Here is a 15,263-nt window from a genome sequence, read left to right as displayed (position 1 = left end):
GGTGGTGGAAGCCGCCGAAGCCGGTGCGCCCGCCCCGGCAGCAGCCGCACCCGCGGCAGCGGCCCCCCAGGCCGCGGCCCCTGCGCCGGCACCTGCAGCAGCAGCGGCCCCCGCCGCCGCAGCCGGCCCCGTGGAAGTGCGCGTGCCCGACATCGGCGACTTCAAGGACGTGGCCGTCATCGAAATGCTGGTCAAGGTCGGCGACACCATCAAGGTCGAACAATCCCTGTTCACCGTCGAATCCGACAAGGCCTCCATGGAGATCCCGTCGCCCGCCGCTGGCGTGGTCAAGGAACTCAAGGTCAAGATCGCCGACACCGTGAACATCGGTGACCTGGTGGCGATCCTCGAAGGCGCCGCCGGCAGCGCAGCCCCGGCACCTGCACCTGCAGCAGCTCCGGCACCTGCCGCCTCGGCTCCAGCTCCTGCGGCGCAACCCGCGCAAGCCGCGGCAGAGCCAGCGCCCGCCGCCGCCGCTGTGGCCGTGCCTGCCCACCAGCCCGGCACGCCCACCGCAGGCCTGCCCCACGCATCCCCCTCCGTGCGCAAGTTCGCCCGCGAACTCGGCGTGCCGCTGGAAGAAGTCAAGGGCACCGGCCCCAAGGGCCGCATCAGCCAGGACGACGTGCAGGCCTTCACCAAGCAGGTCATGAGCGGCGCCACCCAGACCAAGGCCCAGGCCGCCAAGGCACCTGCCGGCGGCGCCAGTGGTTCCGGCGCAGGCCTGGACCTGCTGCCCTGGCCCAAGGTCGACTTCACCAAGTTCGGTACGGTGGAGCGCAAGGACCTGTCGCGCATCAAGAAGATTAGCGGCGCCAACCTGCACCGCAACTGGGTGATGATCCCCCACGTTACCAACAACGACGAGGCCGACATCACCGAGCTCGAAGCCTTCCGCGTCTCCACCAACAAGGAGAACGAGAAGAGCGGCGTCAAGGTCACCATGCTGGCCTTCGTGATCAAGGCCGTGGTGGCAGCGCTCAAGAAGTTCCCCGAGTTCAACACCAGCCTGGACGGCGACACCCTGGTCTACAAGCAGTACTACCACATCGGCTTTGCGGCCGACACGCCCAACGGCCTGGTGGTTCCCGTGCTCAAGGACGCCGACAAGAAGGGCATCATCCAGATCAGCAATGAAATGGGTGAGCTGGCCAAGAAGGCCCGCGACGGCAAGCTCGGCGCGGCCGACATGCAGGGTGGCTGCATGTCCATCAGCTCGCTGGGCGGCATTGGCGGCACGCACTTCACGCCCATCATCAATGCGCCGGAAGTGGCCATCCTGGGCCTGTCCAAGAGCGCGATGAAACCGGTGTGGGATGGCAAGCAGTTCGTGCCCCGCCTCACGCTGCCGCTTTCGCTGTCGTACGACCACCGCGTCATCGACGGCGCCTCGGCCGCACGCTTCAATGCCTATCTGGGCCAGGTGCTGGCGGACTACCGCCGCATCCTGCTGTAAAGGAGACCCTGGTATGGCAATCATCGATATCAAGGTTCCCGACATCGGCGACTTCGACGAAGTCGGCGTCATCGAAGTGCTGGTCAAGCCCGGCGACACCATCAAGGCCGAGCAGAGCCTGATCACCGTGGAGTCCGACAAGGCGTCCATGGAAATTCCTTCGAGCCACGCTGGCGTGGTCAAGGAGCTCAAGGTCAAGATCGGCGACAAGGTCACCCAAGGCGCCGTGGTGCTGACGCTGGAGGCAGCGGATGCGGGTGCCGCGGCTCCCGCACCGGCTGCAGCTGCGCCCGCCGCAGCACCAGCTCCGGCTGCAGCGCCTACCCCGGCTGCACCCGCGCCCCAGGCAGCCAGCTTTGGCGGCAGCGCCGACATCGAATGCGACGTGCTGGTGCTCGGCGCCGGCCCGGGCGGCTACAGCGCCGCCTTCCGCGCCGCCGACCTGGGCCTCAAGGTCGTGCTGGTCGAGCGCTACGCCACCCTGGGCGGTGTGTGCCTGAACGTGGGCTGCATCCCCTCCCAGGCGCTGCTGCACGTGGCGGCCGTGATGGACGAAGTCAGCCACATGGCCGACCTGGGCGTGAGCTTTGGCGAGCCGACGCTGGACATCGACAAGCTGCGCGGCCACAAGGAAAAGGTCATCGGCAAGCTCACCGGCGGCCTGGCTGCCATGGCCAAGATGCGCAAGGTCACCACGGTGCGCGGTGTCGGCCAGTTCATCGGAGCCCACCACATCGAAGTGGAGGAAACCGGCGGCGCCACCGGCCAGGAGAAGACCGGCAGCAAGAAGGTCATCGCCTTCAAGAACGCCATCATCGCCGCCGGCAGCCAGGCCGTGCGCCTGCCCTTCATGCCCGACGACCCGCGCGTGGTGGACTCCACCGGCGCGCTGGAACTGAAGCAGGTGCCCAAGCGCATGCTCATCCTGGGCGGCGGCATCATCGGCCTGGAAATGGGCACCGTCTACAGCACCCTGGGCGCGCGCCTGGACGTGGTGGAAATGATGGACGGCCTGATGCAGGGCGCCGACCGCGACCTCGTCAAGGTCTGGCAGAAGATGAACGCCAAGCGCTTCGACAACATCATGCTCAAGACCAAGACGGTGGGGGCCAAGGCCACGCCCGAGGGCATCGAGGTGACGTTCGCCGCGGCGGAAGAGGGCGGCACCGCACCGGCTCCCCAGGTCTATGACCTGGTGCTGCAGGCAGTCGGCCGCACCCCCAACGGCAAGAAGATCGCCGCCGAGAAGGCCGGCGTTGCCGTCACCGACCGCGGGTTCATCAACGTCGACATCCAGATGCGCACCAACGTGCCGCACATCTTCGCCATCGGCGACATCGTGGGCCAGCCCATGCTGGCGCACAAGGCGGTGCACGAAGCGCATGTGGCGGCCGAAGTCATCGCCGGCGAGATCCAGGGCAACAAGGAACTGGCCAGCGCCGCCTTCAACGCCCGCGTGATCCCCTCGGTGGCGTACACCGACCCTGAAGTGGCCTGGGTGGGCCTCACCGAAGACCAGGCCAAGGCCCAGGGCATCAAGGTCAGGAAGGGCCTGTTCCCCTGGACGGCATCGGGCCGGGCGATTGCCAACGGCCGCGACGAGGGCTACACCAAGCTCCTGTTCGACGACAGCCCCGAGGCCCATGGCCACGGCAAGATCCTGGGCGGCGGCATCGTGGGCACGCATGCCGGCGACATGATCGGCGAGATCGCGCTGGCCATCGAGATGGGCGCGGACGCGGTGGATATCGGCAAGACCATCCACCCGCACCCCACGCTGGGCGAGAGCATCGGCATGGCGGCAGAGATTGCGCACGGCAGCTGCACGGATGTGCCGCCGCAGAAGAAGTAATCCCCGACTGCTTGACAATACGATAAAGCCGCAGGGTCACAGGACCCTGCGGCTTTTTTCGTTGGCCGCGGATCCGTGAACAAGTTGGCAGACGGGCAGGGCGCTCGGGCCGGGCAGCCGCGCCCGGGTTTTAGGATGCGGGGCTTCGTCGCCAGACGGATGGGGCCCCATGCGGCGATCTGCCTGGCATCCTCAAGATCCTCTCCACTGCAATCCATGGCCTACCTGCAGCATTTCATCCGTCCCGCCACCGGCCACCAGCCCTGCGCCCAGTTGCGCATGGGTGTGCAGGGCAACGGCGTGCATACCGCCGAGCTGCAGCCTGCTCCCGGTGTGGCGGCAGACAGCCCAGGCGCGGCCTGGAAAGCGCTGCGCACCAAAAAATGCCGCAACGCCTTCGAGGCCGCCATGCATGCCAACGGGCAGGAATGGGATTGGCTGGGCAAGGGGTGGCAACTCGCTTGTGCGGCAGGGGTGCCCCTGCATGCCGGCACCACCGCCGATGGTGGCCAGGCGCATTTGCCCGACCTTCGGCCCGTGAACCCTGGCCCTCTGAGCGTGCTGGCCAAGGACCTGGACTTCGACTGGAGCAGCTATTTCGAATATGCGGTGTGCCGCATCGCCGAGGTCTGGGTGTGGGACAAGCCCGAGCGCGCAGCCGAACTGCGCGCGCGCATGGCGCCGGCACAGATGGCCCTGTGGGCCATCGCCAATGCCGACGGCCAGATCTGCAATGGCGGCTTCTCGCAGTTCTTCTACAACAGCTACGGCGAACTGGCGCACGAGGCGCTTGCCGGCTTCGAATTGCTGGGCTTGGTGCAATTCGCCGACATCCTGCGCGATGCCTATGCCGTCTTCCCCGGCCAGCGCATCCCCAAGGACCGGGACGAGCGCGTCGCCATCCTCGAAGCGTTGACGCCAGACGATGCATCTGCCAGCCCCCGCCTGCAGGCTGCGAGCAACGGCCTCGAACATGCCTCGGCCATCTTCAAGGGCACCGAAGACCTCTGGGACGAACTGGAAACCCGCTACTACGCCCTGATCCACCGGGACATCGGGGTGCGCGGCTACAACGCAGCCTTCTACAAGCCGTTGTGCGAGTGCATCGAAGCGCGTTCCCACGAGGTTTTCCGGTAGCCGCGCGGCGCGCCATTGCGCACAATCCGCTGATCCCTGTTACATCTTCGGGCGCCTGCCGCTGTCATGAGCACCATCGTCCAGATCTTCGACCGCATCACGGCCACCGACGTGCCCACCGCCCTGGCTGCGTGCAAGCGCGACCAGGCGGCCACGCCCCGGGTCGTGGCCATGCTCGAGCAGTTCCTGCGCGAGGTGCAGTGCTACTACCCGCTCGCAGCCGGTGCCAACGGTGTGGACCAGCCCCTGATCTGGACCGAGGGCCTGCCGTTCGGCCCGCTGGACCACTGGCCCCTCAATCTGGGTGTCGATATAGAGGCGCTGAATGCCACCGTCCTGTCCACCCTGGGCCATGTGGCGGCTGATGCCGGGCTGCAATTGTTCGAGCCGCAGAGCGCAGCGCTGTACCGGCTGGACCGCCAGGTGGTCTACGCCAACGGCACGGCCGAGCCCTTTGCCGAACGGGCCCTGCGCGCGGAGCCTCCCAGGGTGCAGGCAACGCCGGGCAGCTTTGCCCCGGCACGGGTGCCGCACAGCCTGGATGTGCTCTGCGGCGCGCTGATGGAGCGCCTAGCGCCCCTGGGCTTCGAGGTCCATCCGCATCCGGTGAACTCCCGCGCGCGCTTCGTGCAGCGCAGCTACGGGCCCACGGTGCAGGCTTTTTCCCTGCACGTGCAGCCCGAGCAGGACCGGCAGTACATCCACTGCTCCGTGGGCTGGTGGTTGCCCAGCGTGCGTGAGGCCTGGCTGGCGCGACTGGACGAGATCGGCGGGCGCGAGCTGCGCAGCCGCGTCAAGTCCTTCATCCCCGACCACGAACGCACGCTCAGCGACTTCCAGCAGATCCCCTGGCACCGCAATCCGCGCCTGGGCCAGAACGAGCTGCGCAGCGCGCAGGACCTCGATGATTACGCCCGCGCCCTGGCCTTCTGGGCCGCCGAGCGCGCCATCCTCTGGCAAGATGCGCCCAAGGACATGGCGGCCCTGGGCAAGCTGCTGCTCTCGGTCGACCAGCTGACCCGCGTGCTCAAGGACGGCGAGAGCGGGGTGCACAGTGCGTTCTGCCTGCAGGAGCAGATGGCGCTGCTGGTGCTGGCGCTGCACTGCCGGACGCCGCTGCGCGACATCTGGGTCGAGACCCTGCGCCACCGCCAGCGCGTGACCCAGCATGTGCAGTGGAAGCCTGTGAGCGGCAACGACGGCAATGCCTTGTTCGAGGGCATCTTCCAAAGCCTGGTCGGGCGGCCGCCTGCCTTGGGCGCTTGACCTTGTCCTCTAAGACATGAACTCTGAAAACGACATCGAAGCCCGCATCCGGGCATTGGTGCAGGCCTACCTGGCCGACGCCTCTCCCGCTGCCTGGCACGTCTTTGCCGCGCGCTCCAACTACGGCGACAACCTCCCGTCGCTCCAATGGCTGGTGGACCAGCCCACCCTGGACCGGGGCACGGCGCTGCTGATCTACTGGTACCTGGGCGCCGCCTGGCATGTGCAGTTCACCTCGGCAGAGCAGGCTCTGAGCCCTGACACCTTCACCCTGCTGCGCCTCATCGAGGAGCGCTATGCGGCGGGCTTCTACCGCAACGGCAATATCTGGTTCGATCCTCACACCTCAGAAGGTGGCCGTCCCGACGACTACCCCAATGTGCCGGTGGTGCGGCCCGTGCCTGCCCTCATGCTGGAGCCAGTCAACGGCAGCGAGTTGGTCGATCTGGACCCAGACGGTTTCGACGACGGGTTGCCCATGGATGTGGCGGTGGCGATCTACGCGCTGCTCGAGGACGGCGAGGGCTGAGCTTCTCCCACGGGTCAGCGGACCACCGTACCGTCGGATACCTCGGTGTCCGTGCCGTGCGAGCCCAGCCCCGCGCCCATGGCCACGCCACCCATGCCCGCGCCGCCAGCGCTGCCACCGCCGCCGCCACTCCCGCGTCCACCAGCAGCCCCGGCGTTGACAGCCGCTCCGGCCGCCCGCTTGCCGGCTGCACCTCCGCCACTGCTGCCGGCCGGGCGCAGCGGCCCCTGGTTGGGGATGGCCACGGAAGCTGGAATGGGCTCCAGGTCCAGCGCCGAGCGGATGAAGTGGCGCAGCGACACCACCAACTGCGCCGTCTCGATGCTGCGTCCGGCCACCATGTCCTGCGCGGCCTTGGCGGCCAGTTCCACCTGCTCCTCGGTGCCGAGCAGGATCACGTCGGACAGTGCGGCTTCCACCGCATCGCGCATGCGGCGCTGGCGTTCGGTGCTGGTCAGTGCCGGGGAGGGCAGGGCAGAGGGCGCATCGGCTTCCAGCGGCCCGTCCTCCATGGCCATCTGGACGGCGCTGTCATGCACCTGCTGGCGCCGCAGGTCGCGCATGTGCGTGGGGTGCACCTGCAATTGCCCCGTGAAAGAGCCGCCCAGCGTCTTGTAGGCAGCGATCAGGGTCTTGAGGCGTTCGTTGATCTGCCGGTTCTCGCGCTCGCGGCGCTTCTGGATGGTCTGCATGAAGACCAGCCGCGTGCCCACCATGACCAGGGTGGCCACCAGCAGGCCCATGAGCGTGGTAGCCAGGGTGGACCAGGAGGTGAAGTCGAGCAGATTGCGCATGCGGGGCCTGGGCGGGATGGGGACACCCATCCTAGGCGCGGCGCTGCAGCCACCATGTAGGCCGGGGCCTTACTCGCCTAACCGGATTTGCAATCCGGGGCGCAACCGCTTTGCGTAAGCCGATAGCGGGTTCTGTAGGCCATTGTGCCGGAGTTAACAATAGTGGGGCAACTGCTGCACCCGCTTCTCAATCCGCCGTCAACCCCAACCGCTTCACCACAGGCTCCCAGCGCACCATCTCCTGGTTCAGCGTGGCCTGCGCCTGCGCGCTGGTGGTGCCCAGGGCCGTCACGTCGCTGTTCTGCAGCTTGCTGCGCACGTCCGGCAGCTTCATCACCTCCTGCGCCCGCTTGGCCAGTTCGGCGATCACGGCGGGCGGCGTGGCCTTGGGCGCCTGCAGCACCAGGCGGAAGCTCACGTCCAGGCCGGGCTGCTGCAGCGCCTGGGCCAGCGTGGGTACCTCGGGCGCCAGCGGCGACGGTGTGGCCGAGGAGATGGCCAGTGCGGTGAGCTTGCCGGCGCGCACATGCGGCAGCACGGTGGGCGTGGCCAGAAAGCCGCACTGCACCTCGCCGGCCAGCACGGCCTGTGTGGCGGGTGCGGGGCCACGGTAGGGAATGTGCTCCATGCGCGTCTTGGCCGCATCCAGGAACATCTCGGTCGCCAGGTGGCCCGGCACGCCCGGGCCGCCGGAGCCATACATGATGCGCTCGGTCTTGCTCTTGGCGACCAGCTCGCCCACGGTCTTCACGCCCACCGAAGGGTGGCACACCAGCATCTGCGAGAAGCTGCCGATGATGGAGACGTTCACCAGGTCGGTCTTGGGATCGAAATCACGGTTCTTGTAGATGTGCGGGTTGACCGTGAGCACGGTGTCCGGGCTCAGGACCAGCGTGGCGCCGTCGGGTTCGGCCTTGGCAGCTGCCATGGCGGCCAGGTTGTTGCCGGCGCCGGGGCGGTTGTCAACGACCACGGGCTGCTTGACCAGTTTGCCCAACTGGTCGGCGAACAGCCGTGCCGTGATGTCCGACGGGGCGCCGGGTGGCGAGCCCACGAAAAGGCGCACGGGGCCGGCGGGCCAGGCCTGGGCGAGTGCGGCGCAGGGCGAAAGTGCTGTCAGTGCGAAGAGGCCGATGGCACCGGTGCTGCGGATCGTCTTGGTGAAAATGCCCATGAAAACTTGCTCCTTGTCGATACTCAGTACATCAGCTGGCCGCGGCGGTTCACGACACCGATGTCCACCCACTGCGTGCCGATATTCTGGCCATTGGTGAAATCCAGCGGCAGGCCGCCCAGGTCCATGCGCAGCTGGCGCAGTGCGGCCGTGACCTTCTCCGGCGTGGGGGATGCGCCGGCGCGGTGGATCGCCTCCACCGCCACCTGGGCGGCCACATAGCCGGTGAGGTGGGGGTTGGACGGCTCGGATTTCGGGTAGGAGGTGCGCATCGCCGCCCGGAAGTCCCGCGTGAGCCGGGTCTTGTCGGCCGAGGCGTTGGGCAGCACCTGGGCCACACCCACGCCGATGGCCGATTCCAGCGGCGTCTTTTCCATGATGGCCTCGGCCGGCACGTAGGACATGCCGTAGATCGGCGTGCGATCCGCGGCGGCGCGCACATCGCGCACCAGCGCGGCGCCGCTGTTGCGCACCAGCACCATCACATAGGCCTGCGCGCCCGTCGCCTGCAAGGCCTGGGCCGTGGCGGCGAGCTGCTCGCCCACGGGCGGCACCGGCACACGGCCGACCACGTCGAGCTTAAGTTCTGCAGCCGCTTCATTGAAGTGGCCCAGGCCGCTCTTGCCCATGGGATTGTCCTGGTGGGCGACCGAGACCTTGCGGATGCCCAGCGTGGACAGGTGCTGCAGGATATGGCGGATCTGCGCGCGGTCGCCCGCGGCCACATGGAAGATCCAGGGGCTGCCGGGGCTGCGCATGGCCTCGGCCCCCGGTGTGGCGCCGATGGCCGGGATCTTGACGCGCTCGAGCACCTTGCTGGACTGCAGGGCCAGCACGTTGGCGGAGCCGAACAGGTTGATGAAGGCCAGCGGTCTGTCCCGCGCTGCGATGGTCTCGACCAGGCGCACGGTATCTTCGGGCTTGTACTGGTCATCCTCGTGCACGAAGCGGATCTTCTGTCCGTTCACGCCGCCCTTGGCATTCACGGCGTTGAAATACGCCATGGCCCCCTCGTAGTTGCCCACGGCCGTGACGGCCAATGGCCCCTTGGTGGGCGAGACCTGGGCGATGACGATCTGGGCATGGGCGGCGGCTGCCTGCAGGGCCGCATATAAGATGAAGGCGCGAACGAACAAAAGCACAGGTTGTCTCCAGTGGCATAGGGAACTCTTTGCGAAGAATTCTTAGGCCTGCGCCAATGGTTCATCTAATGAAGAAAAGAGGAGACATTCCGAATGTTGCGCAATCCCCGTGTACCGGACGATTTCGTGAACTACCGGCTGCAGCGGCTGTACGCACTGGCCGGCGCGCCGGTGGTGCGCCTGTGCGAAGGGCGCTATGGCGTGACGCGGCGCGAGTTCCGGCTGCTGTGCCTGGTGGTTGATGGCGGGCCGGTATCGCCTTCGCGGCTGAGCGAGCTGGCGCACCTCGATCCGGCGCGCGCCTCGCGCGTCATCGCGGCGCTCGCCAGGAAGCGGCTGGTGCGCCGCGAGGTACAGGACGGTGACCGCCGCTTCGCCCTCATCGCCGCCACCCGCGAAGGCGTGGCACTGCACCACGAGCTGTTCCCGCAGATCGCGGACATCAACCGGGGCGTGGTGTCGGTGCTCGATGCGGGGCAGGTCCAGGCGCTGGACCAGATCCTGTCGGTCCTTACGCGCCATGCCGAAGCGGTGAACGGCTCCATCGTGCTGGACGTGGGGGCGGACCGCCAGCGCGGACGGCGCAGCCCCGACGACGGCATGGCATAGCGGTGGTGGGCGTCAGCCCGCCTTGCCCGCCGCCAGCCCCGCAGGTACCACAGCGGCGGGCTCTGCCGGCTTGCTGCGCTTGCTGATCAGCAGCACCCCCGCCAGCACCAGCCCGGCCCCGGCCATCTGCCACCAGGACAGCGGCTCGTTCAGCAGCCAGCAGCCGAAGAAGATGGTCAGCATGGGCCCGAGGTTGCCGATCAGCGCGGTGCGGGCGGCGCCGATGCGGCGGATGGCGGCGGAGGTCATGAACACCGGCAGCACGGTGGAGAAGATCGCCATGCCCAGGGCATGCAGGTACACCGGCGCGGGTTGCGCCAGCGCCGCCACCGGTTGCGTGACTGTGAAGTGCGCCAGCGTCGCCACGGTGGACACCAGCATGGCCAGGGCGGTGAAGCGCGCCGCGCCCAGGGTGCGGATGGCCGTTTCGCTGCCCGCCTGGTAGAAGGCATACGACACGGCCGAGCCGAAAACAAAGCCCGCGCCGATGAGCACGGCCCGGGCATCGCCGGCCACATGCAGGTCGTGTGCAAAGGCCAGGCCGATGCCGGCGTAAGACAGCAGCAGCGAGCCGATTTCGCGCCTGGAGGCGCGCTTGCCCATGAAGAGCACCCCGATCACGATGGTGAGCGTGGGGTACATGAACAAAATCAGCCGCTCCAGGCTGGCGCTGATGTACTGCAGCCCGATGAAGTCGAGAATGCTCGCACCGTAGTAGCCGAGCAGGCCCAGGGCGGTGACCAGCGCCCAGTCGCGCCGGGTCAGCGGCGCCAGGCTGCGGCTGGCGCGCCAGCCGACCCAGGCGAACACCGGCAGCGAAAACGCCATGCGCAGCGCCAGCAGGGTGACCGAATCGACCGGCGTGGCCTGGGGCACGGCGTAGGCCAGCTTGACGAAGATGGCCTTGAACGAAAAGCCCAGGGCGGCGAGAACGGCCAGGACGATGCCGATGCGTTCAGCGGGCCAGTGTTTCCAGGAGGACATGGGACGTGGGTTAGTAGCATGCAGCTTCCGCGAACGGTATGTGTGCATGCGATATGGGGTGAATCAATGGGAGCGATGTTGCCCTAGCATGCTGCAGGGCACAATTGCTATTCCCGCAAGCATGCCTTCGCCATGGACGAACGATGGGGCCCAACTGCATGAACTACGACCTCACCGACCTGCGCCTGTTCGTCGCCATTGCCGAAGAGCGCAACCTCACGCGCGGCGCCGCCCGGGCCTGCCTGGCGCCCTCATCGGCCAGCCACCGGCTGCGCCGGCTGGAGGATGCGCTCCACACCACATTGTTCGAACGCCAGACCCGCGGTGTGCAGCTCACCCGGGCGGGCGAGGCGCTGTTGCGCAATGCGCGCCAAGTGCTGGCCAGCCTGGAGCAGATGCACGCCAACCTGTCGCCCTTTGCCACCGGCATCCGCGGCCATGTGAGCCTGTGGGCCAATACGCATGCCACGCACACCTTCCTGCCCGACGACCTGGCCGGCTTCCTCAAGCAGTACCCCCAGGTCAGCGTGACGCTGGAGGAGCGCACCAGCGCCGAGATCGTGGTGGCGGTGGCCAGCGGCGAGATCGAGGTCGGCGTGCTGGCCGACAGTGGCAGCAGCGCTGGCGTGGAGCTGGCCCCGTACCGGCAGGACCGCCTGGTGTTGATCGTGCCCAACGGCCATGCCCTGTCGGGCCGCGCCCAGGTGGGTTTCGCCGAGGTGCTGGAGCATGCCTTCGTGATGCTGCACGCGGGTTCTGCCATCCACACCTTCACCATGAATGCGGCTGCGGCCCTGGGCCGGCACCTGGACGTGCGCATCCAGGTGCGCAGCTTCGAGGCCGTCTGCCGCATGGTGGGCGCCGGGGTGGGTATCGGCCTGGTGCCGCGCAGCGCCGTCAAGCTGGCGGGTGTGGGCGATCTGCCGGTGGTGGTGGTGGAGATGGACGAGCCCTGGGCCCAGCGCGACCTGCAGATCTGCGTGCGCAAGGGGATCGAACTCTCGGGTTTCGCGTCTGCCCTGGTCGGACATTTGCGGCGCAGCGGTGCCAGGCATCCATGATGCAGCGTGTTCCCCGGTGGCTCGCTGCCGTCGGGATGGTCTTGGGCGAGGCTTTCGGCTGTCTCATCGGTAGCCATGGCGTGAGGCAGGTTCCGGGTGTAGGCGGGGGCTGACGGCTTTCCACGGTGTTGGCCCGCGTGCGGTGGTCAACTGCCCGCGTAACCTTGAGTCCATGCAAAGCAATCCTGCTCTGCTTCACCAACCAAAGGAACCGATATGAACACCGATCAAGTCAAGGGCGCCGTCAAACAAGCTGCTGGCAAGGTTCAGCAAAAGGCCGGCGAGGTGATCAACAGCCCCGAGCAGCAGGCCAAGGGTGCCGCCAAGCAGGTTGAAGGCGGCATTCAGAAAAACTATGGCGACGCCAAGGAAGCGGTCAAAGACGCCGTGAAGTGACGCTGGCGGGCTCGCCCGCTTGCCGCACCAAAGCCCCGCAGGCAGCGATGCCCGGGGCTTTCCTGTTTGTCCTATTCGGCGAGGACCAGGTTCACGCCAGTGGCGCGCAAGTCCTTCTGCGCGCGCTGGGGCGCAGTGGCCGGCACCACCAGCGTGGCCAGTTCCTTGATTGGTGCCACGGTGAAGGGCGAGGCTGCGCCGAGCTTGTCGGCGGATGCCAGCACCACGGTTTCGGCCGAGCGCTGGTGCAGTGCGCGCTTGACGGCGGCCTCCTCGAAGTCTCCGGTCGTGAGCCCGGCTTCGGCGTGCACGCCCGTCACACCCATCAAAAACAGATCGGCGCGCCGGCGCTCGGCAGCCTCGATCACGCTGGCGCCCACGTTCACCATGGAGTGCCGGTACAGGCGCCCGCCCAGCGTCAGCACCTCGATCTGCGCATGCCCGGCCAATGCCGTGGCCACCACCGGGCTGTGGGTCACCACCGTGGCGCGCAGGTCCGGTGGCAGGTGCTGCACCACCTGCAGCGAAGTGGTGCCGCCATCCAGGATGACCACCTGCCCGGGCCGCACCAGCGCAGCCCCAGCGCGCCCCAGCAGGCGCTTCTCGTCGGGCGCGAGCGCCTGGCGTACCTGCAGGTCGCCCACCGCGGCCGAGGCGGGCAAGGCGCCTCCGTGCACGCGCTGCAGCTTGCCCTCGGCCGCCAGCTCGCGCAGGTCGCGCCGCACCGTGTCCTCGGAGACACCCCATTCGTCGCTGAGCCCCTTGGCCACGACTTGGCCTTGCTGTGCCAGGCGCTGGAGGATGAACTGCTTGCGTTGCGTGGTGAGCATGGCCGGGTCGGTTGCATGAAATTCAATGAAAATGCATGATACTGCACGAATGCATCTTTGGAGAATTCCATGCCCCATCCCTCAGCGGAAGACCGCCCCTTGCTCGTTCTCATCGCCGGCCCCTACCTCTCGGGCACCGATGGCGACCCCGAGCGCATTGCCGCCAACCGCGCACGGCTGGAGGCCGCCGCGCTGCCCATCTACCAGCGCGGGCACCTGCCCATGCTGGGCGAGTGGCTGGCGCTGCCCATCATCCACGCGGCCGGTGGGCGCACGCACGGGGATGCCGTGTTCCATGCCTACCAGTACCCGGTGGCAGAACGGCTACTGAGCCGCTGTGACGCGGTGCTGCGCCTGCCCGGCGCATCGCGCGGTGCCGACAGGGACGTCGCCCGGGCGCAGGCCCTGGGTTTGCCGGTCTATCACCACGTCGACGAACTGCCCATGCGCGCCACGGCCGAAGAAGCGGTGGCGCCATGAAGCGCCCCGAAGCCGCGCCATTGCCAGGCGATGCAGACAACGTCCGGCTGCTCGATGCCGAAGTTCTGTCCGACAGCTGGTACACCCTGCGCAAGATCAGCTTCGAACTGCGCCGCCGCGACGGCGAATGGCAGCGATTGAGCCGCGAAGCCTATGACCGCGGCAACGGCGCCGTGCTGCTGCTGTGGGACCCTGTGCGCCGCACCGTGGTACTGACACGCCAGTTCCGCCTGCCGGCCTTCCTCAACGGCTCACCCGACGGCCAGTTGATCGAGGCCTGCGCCGGCCTGCTCGATGGCGATGATCCCGAGGCCTGCATCCGCCGCGAGGCCGAGGAGGAAACAGGCTACCGCATCCGCGCGCCGCGCAAGCTGTTCGAGGCCTGGATGAGCCCGGGCTCGGTGACCGAGAAGCTGCACTTCTTCATCGCCGAGTACGCGCCCGGTGACCGTGTGCGCGCGGGCGGCGGGCTGGTGGAAGAGGGCGAGGACATCGAGGTCATCGAGATGCCCCTGGCCGAGGCGCTGGCGGGCATTGCCTCGGGTCGCATCCAGGATGGCAAGACCATCATGCTGCTCCAGCACGTGGCCTTGATGGCGAATGAAGGCCACGCTGAATAAGTCTTCGCGATGGCGCGTGTCCTGATCTGGGATGGGCTGCCAGGCGCAAAGCGCAGCCATAGCCCGTGCTATGGCGAGCACTTGTAACGCCGCAGACCGCCCAAGCGGGGCGCGCGGCGCGCGGCGCGCAAGGGACTTGTTCAGCGTTGCCTTTTAGGGTCGGATCAGCCGCAGCGGCTCGCCAGAAGAAGCTGTCGTTGCTGTTGTGCACCCCGTCGTTGCGAAAGGCCACGGGCATGCGGGCCATGGGGATAAGTCCGGGCACGGGCGAGGCGGCGTCCTTGTGCCAGGCGCAATCGCTGCGCGCGCCGTTGAGCACCACCAGGCCCGCCGCGCCACGCAGGGCGGCTGCGGGCTTGCCGGGGGCGCAGCGCTCAGGCCTTGGAATCCAGCAGGGCCATGATCCGGTCCCAATGCGCTTCGTCAACCGGCGTGATGGACAGTCGGCTGCCCTTTTGCAGCACACGCAGATCCGCAAGCTCCGGGTGCTGGCGCAACTCGGGCAGGCCCAGCAAGCGCGTCTTGCGCAGGGCCTGCACATCGAGCAGCAGCCAGCGCGGCGCATCGGGCGGCGACTTGGGGTCGTGGTAGGGCGAGGCCGGGTCGAACTGCGTGGGGTCGGCCCGCGTGCCCGAGGCCACGCGCGCAATGCCGACGATGCCGGGCTCGGCGCAGCTGGAGTGGTAGAACAGCACGCCGTCGCCCACCTGCATGCCGTCGCGCATGAAATTGCGCGCCTGGTAGTTGCGCACGCCGGTCCAGGGTACGGTGGCTTGGGGGGCGGCCAGGGCGTCGTCGATGGAGCATTCCTCGGGCTCGGATTTCATGAGCCAGTAGCGCGCGGGGCGGGGTGTGGCAGAGGCAGTCATGGCCGCCATTCTGGCAAAGGTGTGGTGGTGCGCATACAGGACAGGCCGCGCACGTTTTACTAAG

General features: G+C 67.8%; 16 protein-coding genes. 10 read left to right on the top strand and 6 right to left on the bottom strand.

What is annotated here, in order from left to right:
* The 5 genes from aceF to ACK59X_RS15270 all read left to right on the top strand — a co-directional run.
* On the top strand, nt 1-1,456 hold a 1,456-nt coding region (gene aceF / locus ACK59X_RS15290; RefSeq protein ID WP_409958422.1), incomplete at its 5' end, for a dihydrolipoyllysine-residue acetyltransferase.
* A gap of 13 nt (nt 1,457-1,469) precedes the next feature.
* Nucleotides 1,470-3,308 (top strand): dihydrolipoyl dehydrogenase, encoded by a 1,839-nt coding sequence (gene lpdA / locus ACK59X_RS15285; protein WP_409958420.1) that lies wholly within the window; start codon nt 1,470-1,472, stop codon nt 3,306-3,308.
* A gap of 216 nt (nt 3,309-3,524) precedes the next feature.
* On the top strand, nt 3,525-4,445 hold the full coding sequence (locus ACK59X_RS15280; protein WP_409958418.1) for a DMP19 family protein: 921 nt from the start codon (nt 3,525-3,527) through the stop codon (nt 4,443-4,445).
* A 66-nt stretch (nt 4,446-4,511) separates the two neighbouring features.
* Complete coding sequence (locus tag ACK59X_RS15275; RefSeq protein WP_409958416.1) at nt 4,512-5,711, top strand: hypothetical protein; 1,200 nt, start codon at nt 4,512-4,514, stop codon at nt 5,709-5,711.
* Between the two features lie 16 nt (nt 5,712-5,727).
* Nucleotides 5,728-6,240 carry a DUF4274 domain-containing protein gene (locus tag ACK59X_RS15270; RefSeq protein ID WP_409958413.1) on the top strand — a complete coding sequence of 171 codons (513 nt, stop codon included), beginning with the start codon at nt 5,728-5,730 and terminating at the stop codon, nt 6,238-6,240.
* Nucleotides 6,241-6,254: 14 nt separating this feature from the next.
* Here the strand turns inward: ACK59X_RS15270 and ACK59X_RS15265 are convergent, their stop codons facing one another.
* From ACK59X_RS15265 to ACK59X_RS15255, 3 genes are all read right to left on the bottom strand, one after another.
* Complete coding sequence (locus tag ACK59X_RS15265) at nt 6,255-7,034, bottom strand: hypothetical protein (protein ID WP_409958411.1); 780 nt, start codon at nt 7,032-7,034, stop codon at nt 6,255-6,257.
* 187 nt (nt 7,035-7,221) lie between these two features.
* Entirely contained in the window at nt 7,222-8,208 is a 987-nt protein-coding gene (locus ACK59X_RS15260; protein WP_409958409.1) for a Bug family tripartite tricarboxylate transporter substrate binding protein, read from the bottom strand.
* A 23-nt stretch (nt 8,209-8,231) separates the two neighbouring features.
* Nucleotides 8,232-9,350 (bottom strand): ABC transporter substrate-binding protein, encoded by a 1,119-nt coding sequence (locus ACK59X_RS15255; RefSeq protein ID WP_409958407.1) that lies wholly within the window; start codon nt 9,348-9,350, stop codon nt 8,232-8,234.
* A gap of 93 nt (nt 9,351-9,443) precedes the next feature.
* Here ACK59X_RS15255 and ACK59X_RS15250 point away from each other — a divergent pair, with 93 nt between their 5' ends.
* Nucleotides 9,444-9,959 carry a MarR family winged helix-turn-helix transcriptional regulator gene (locus ACK59X_RS15250; RefSeq protein ID WP_409958405.1) on the top strand — a complete coding sequence of 172 codons (516 nt, stop codon included), beginning with the start codon at nt 9,444-9,446 and terminating at the stop codon, nt 9,957-9,959.
* A 12-nt stretch (nt 9,960-9,971) separates the two neighbouring features.
* Here the strand turns inward: ACK59X_RS15250 and ACK59X_RS15245 are convergent, their stop codons facing one another.
* The gene (locus ACK59X_RS15245; RefSeq protein ID WP_409958403.1) at nt 9,972-10,943 is read right to left on the bottom strand and encodes a DMT family transporter; all 972 of its coding nucleotides are present in this window, start codon (nt 10,941-10,943) and stop codon (nt 9,972-9,974) included.
* A 158-nt stretch (nt 10,944-11,101) separates the two neighbouring features.
* Between ACK59X_RS15245 and ACK59X_RS15240 the strand changes: the two genes are divergently transcribed.
* A complete protein-coding gene (locus ACK59X_RS15240; protein ID WP_409958401.1) occupies nt 11,102-12,004 on the top strand; it encodes a LysR substrate-binding domain-containing protein in 903 nt (300 codons plus the stop codon).
* 216 nt (nt 12,005-12,220) lie between these two features.
* Nucleotides 12,221-12,400, top strand: a complete 180-nt coding sequence (locus tag ACK59X_RS15235; RefSeq protein WP_409958399.1) for a CsbD family protein — start codon at nt 12,221-12,223, stop codon at nt 12,398-12,400.
* Between the two features lie 71 nt (nt 12,401-12,471).
* Here ACK59X_RS15235 and ACK59X_RS15230 read toward each other — a convergent pair whose 3' ends face one another.
* On the bottom strand, nt 12,472-13,230 hold the full coding sequence (locus tag ACK59X_RS15230) for a DeoR/GlpR family DNA-binding transcription regulator (RefSeq protein ID WP_409958397.1): 759 nt from the start codon (nt 13,228-13,230) through the stop codon (nt 12,472-12,474).
* A 69-nt stretch (nt 13,231-13,299) separates the two neighbouring features.
* On the opposite strand from ACK59X_RS15230, the gene ACK59X_RS15225 reads away from it, so the two are divergent.
* Together ACK59X_RS15225 and ACK59X_RS15220 are read left to right on the top strand one after the other, a co-directional pair.
* Nucleotides 13,300-13,710 carry a DUF4406 domain-containing protein gene (locus tag ACK59X_RS15225; RefSeq protein ID WP_409958395.1) on the top strand — a complete coding sequence of 137 codons (411 nt, stop codon included), beginning with the start codon at nt 13,300-13,302 and terminating at the stop codon, nt 13,708-13,710.
* Nucleotides 13,707-14,330, top strand: coding sequence for an NUDIX domain-containing protein (locus ACK59X_RS15220; RefSeq protein ID WP_409958393.1), 624 nt, complete (start codon nt 13,707-13,709; stop codon nt 14,328-14,330). The genes ACK59X_RS15225 and ACK59X_RS15220 overlap by 4 nt, the downstream gene beginning before the upstream one ends.
* A 374-nt stretch (nt 14,331-14,704) precedes the next feature.
* On the opposite strand, the gene ACK59X_RS15215 is transcribed toward ACK59X_RS15220, so the two are convergent.
* A complete protein-coding gene (locus ACK59X_RS15215; protein ID WP_409958391.1) occupies nt 14,705-15,199 on the bottom strand; it encodes an EVE domain-containing protein in 495 nt (164 codons plus the stop codon).
* Nucleotides 15,200-15,263 lie beyond the last annotated feature (64 nt).

It is taken from the genome of Acidovorax sp., assembly GCF_046339755.1.
GTDB lineage: Bacteria > Pseudomonadota > Gammaproteobacteria > Burkholderiales > Burkholderiaceae_C > Acidovorax.
Note: the sequence above shows the minus strand (reverse complement) of the source record. Positions and strands in the feature narration are given on the sequence as shown.

Excerpts from the sequence above, each read along its gene's own strand:
- lpdA (WP_409958420.1), top strand. The coding sequence starts at position 1,470 with ATGGCAATCATCGATATCAAGGTTCCCGACATCGGCGACTTCGACGAA.
- ACK59X_RS15280 (WP_409958418.1), top strand. The coding sequence starts at position 3,525 with ATGGCCTACCTGCAGCATTTCATCCGTCCCGCCACCGGCCACCAGCCC.
- ACK59X_RS15275 (WP_409958416.1), top strand. The coding sequence starts at position 4,512 with ATGAGCACCATCGTCCAGATCTTCGACCGCATCACGGCCACCGACGTG.
- ACK59X_RS15270 (WP_409958413.1), top strand. The coding sequence starts at position 5,728 with ATGAACTCTGAAAACGACATCGAAGCCCGCATCCGGGCATTGGTGCAG.
- ACK59X_RS15265 (WP_409958411.1), bottom strand. The coding sequence starts at position 7,034 with ATGCGCAATCTGCTCGACTTCACCTCCTGGTCCACCCTGGCTACCACG.
- ACK59X_RS15260 (WP_409958409.1), bottom strand. The coding sequence starts at position 8,208 with ATGGGCATTTTCACCAAGACGATCCGCAGCACCGGTGCCATCGGCCTC.
- ACK59X_RS15250 (WP_409958405.1), top strand. The coding sequence starts at position 9,444 with ATGTTGCGCAATCCCCGTGTACCGGACGATTTCGTGAACTACCGGCTG.
- ACK59X_RS15245 (WP_409958403.1), bottom strand. The coding sequence starts at position 10,943 with ATGTCCTCCTGGAAACACTGGCCCGCTGAACGCATCGGCATCGTCCTG.
- ACK59X_RS15240 (WP_409958401.1), top strand. The coding sequence starts at position 11,102 with ATGAACTACGACCTCACCGACCTGCGCCTGTTCGTCGCCATTGCCGAA.
- ACK59X_RS15235 (WP_409958399.1), top strand. The coding sequence starts at position 12,221 with ATGAACACCGATCAAGTCAAGGGCGCCGTCAAACAAGCTGCTGGCAAG.
- ACK59X_RS15230 (WP_409958397.1), bottom strand. The coding sequence starts at position 13,230 with ATGCTCACCACGCAACGCAAGCAGTTCATCCTCCAGCGCCTGGCACAG.
- ACK59X_RS15225 (WP_409958395.1), top strand. The coding sequence starts at position 13,300 with ATGCCCCATCCCTCAGCGGAAGACCGCCCCTTGCTCGTTCTCATCGCC.
- ACK59X_RS15220 (WP_409958393.1), top strand. The coding sequence starts at position 13,707 with ATGAAGCGCCCCGAAGCCGCGCCATTGCCAGGCGATGCAGACAACGTC.
- ACK59X_RS15215 (WP_409958391.1), bottom strand. The coding sequence starts at position 15,199 with ATGACTGCCTCTGCCACACCCCGCCCCGCGCGCTACTGGCTCATGAAA.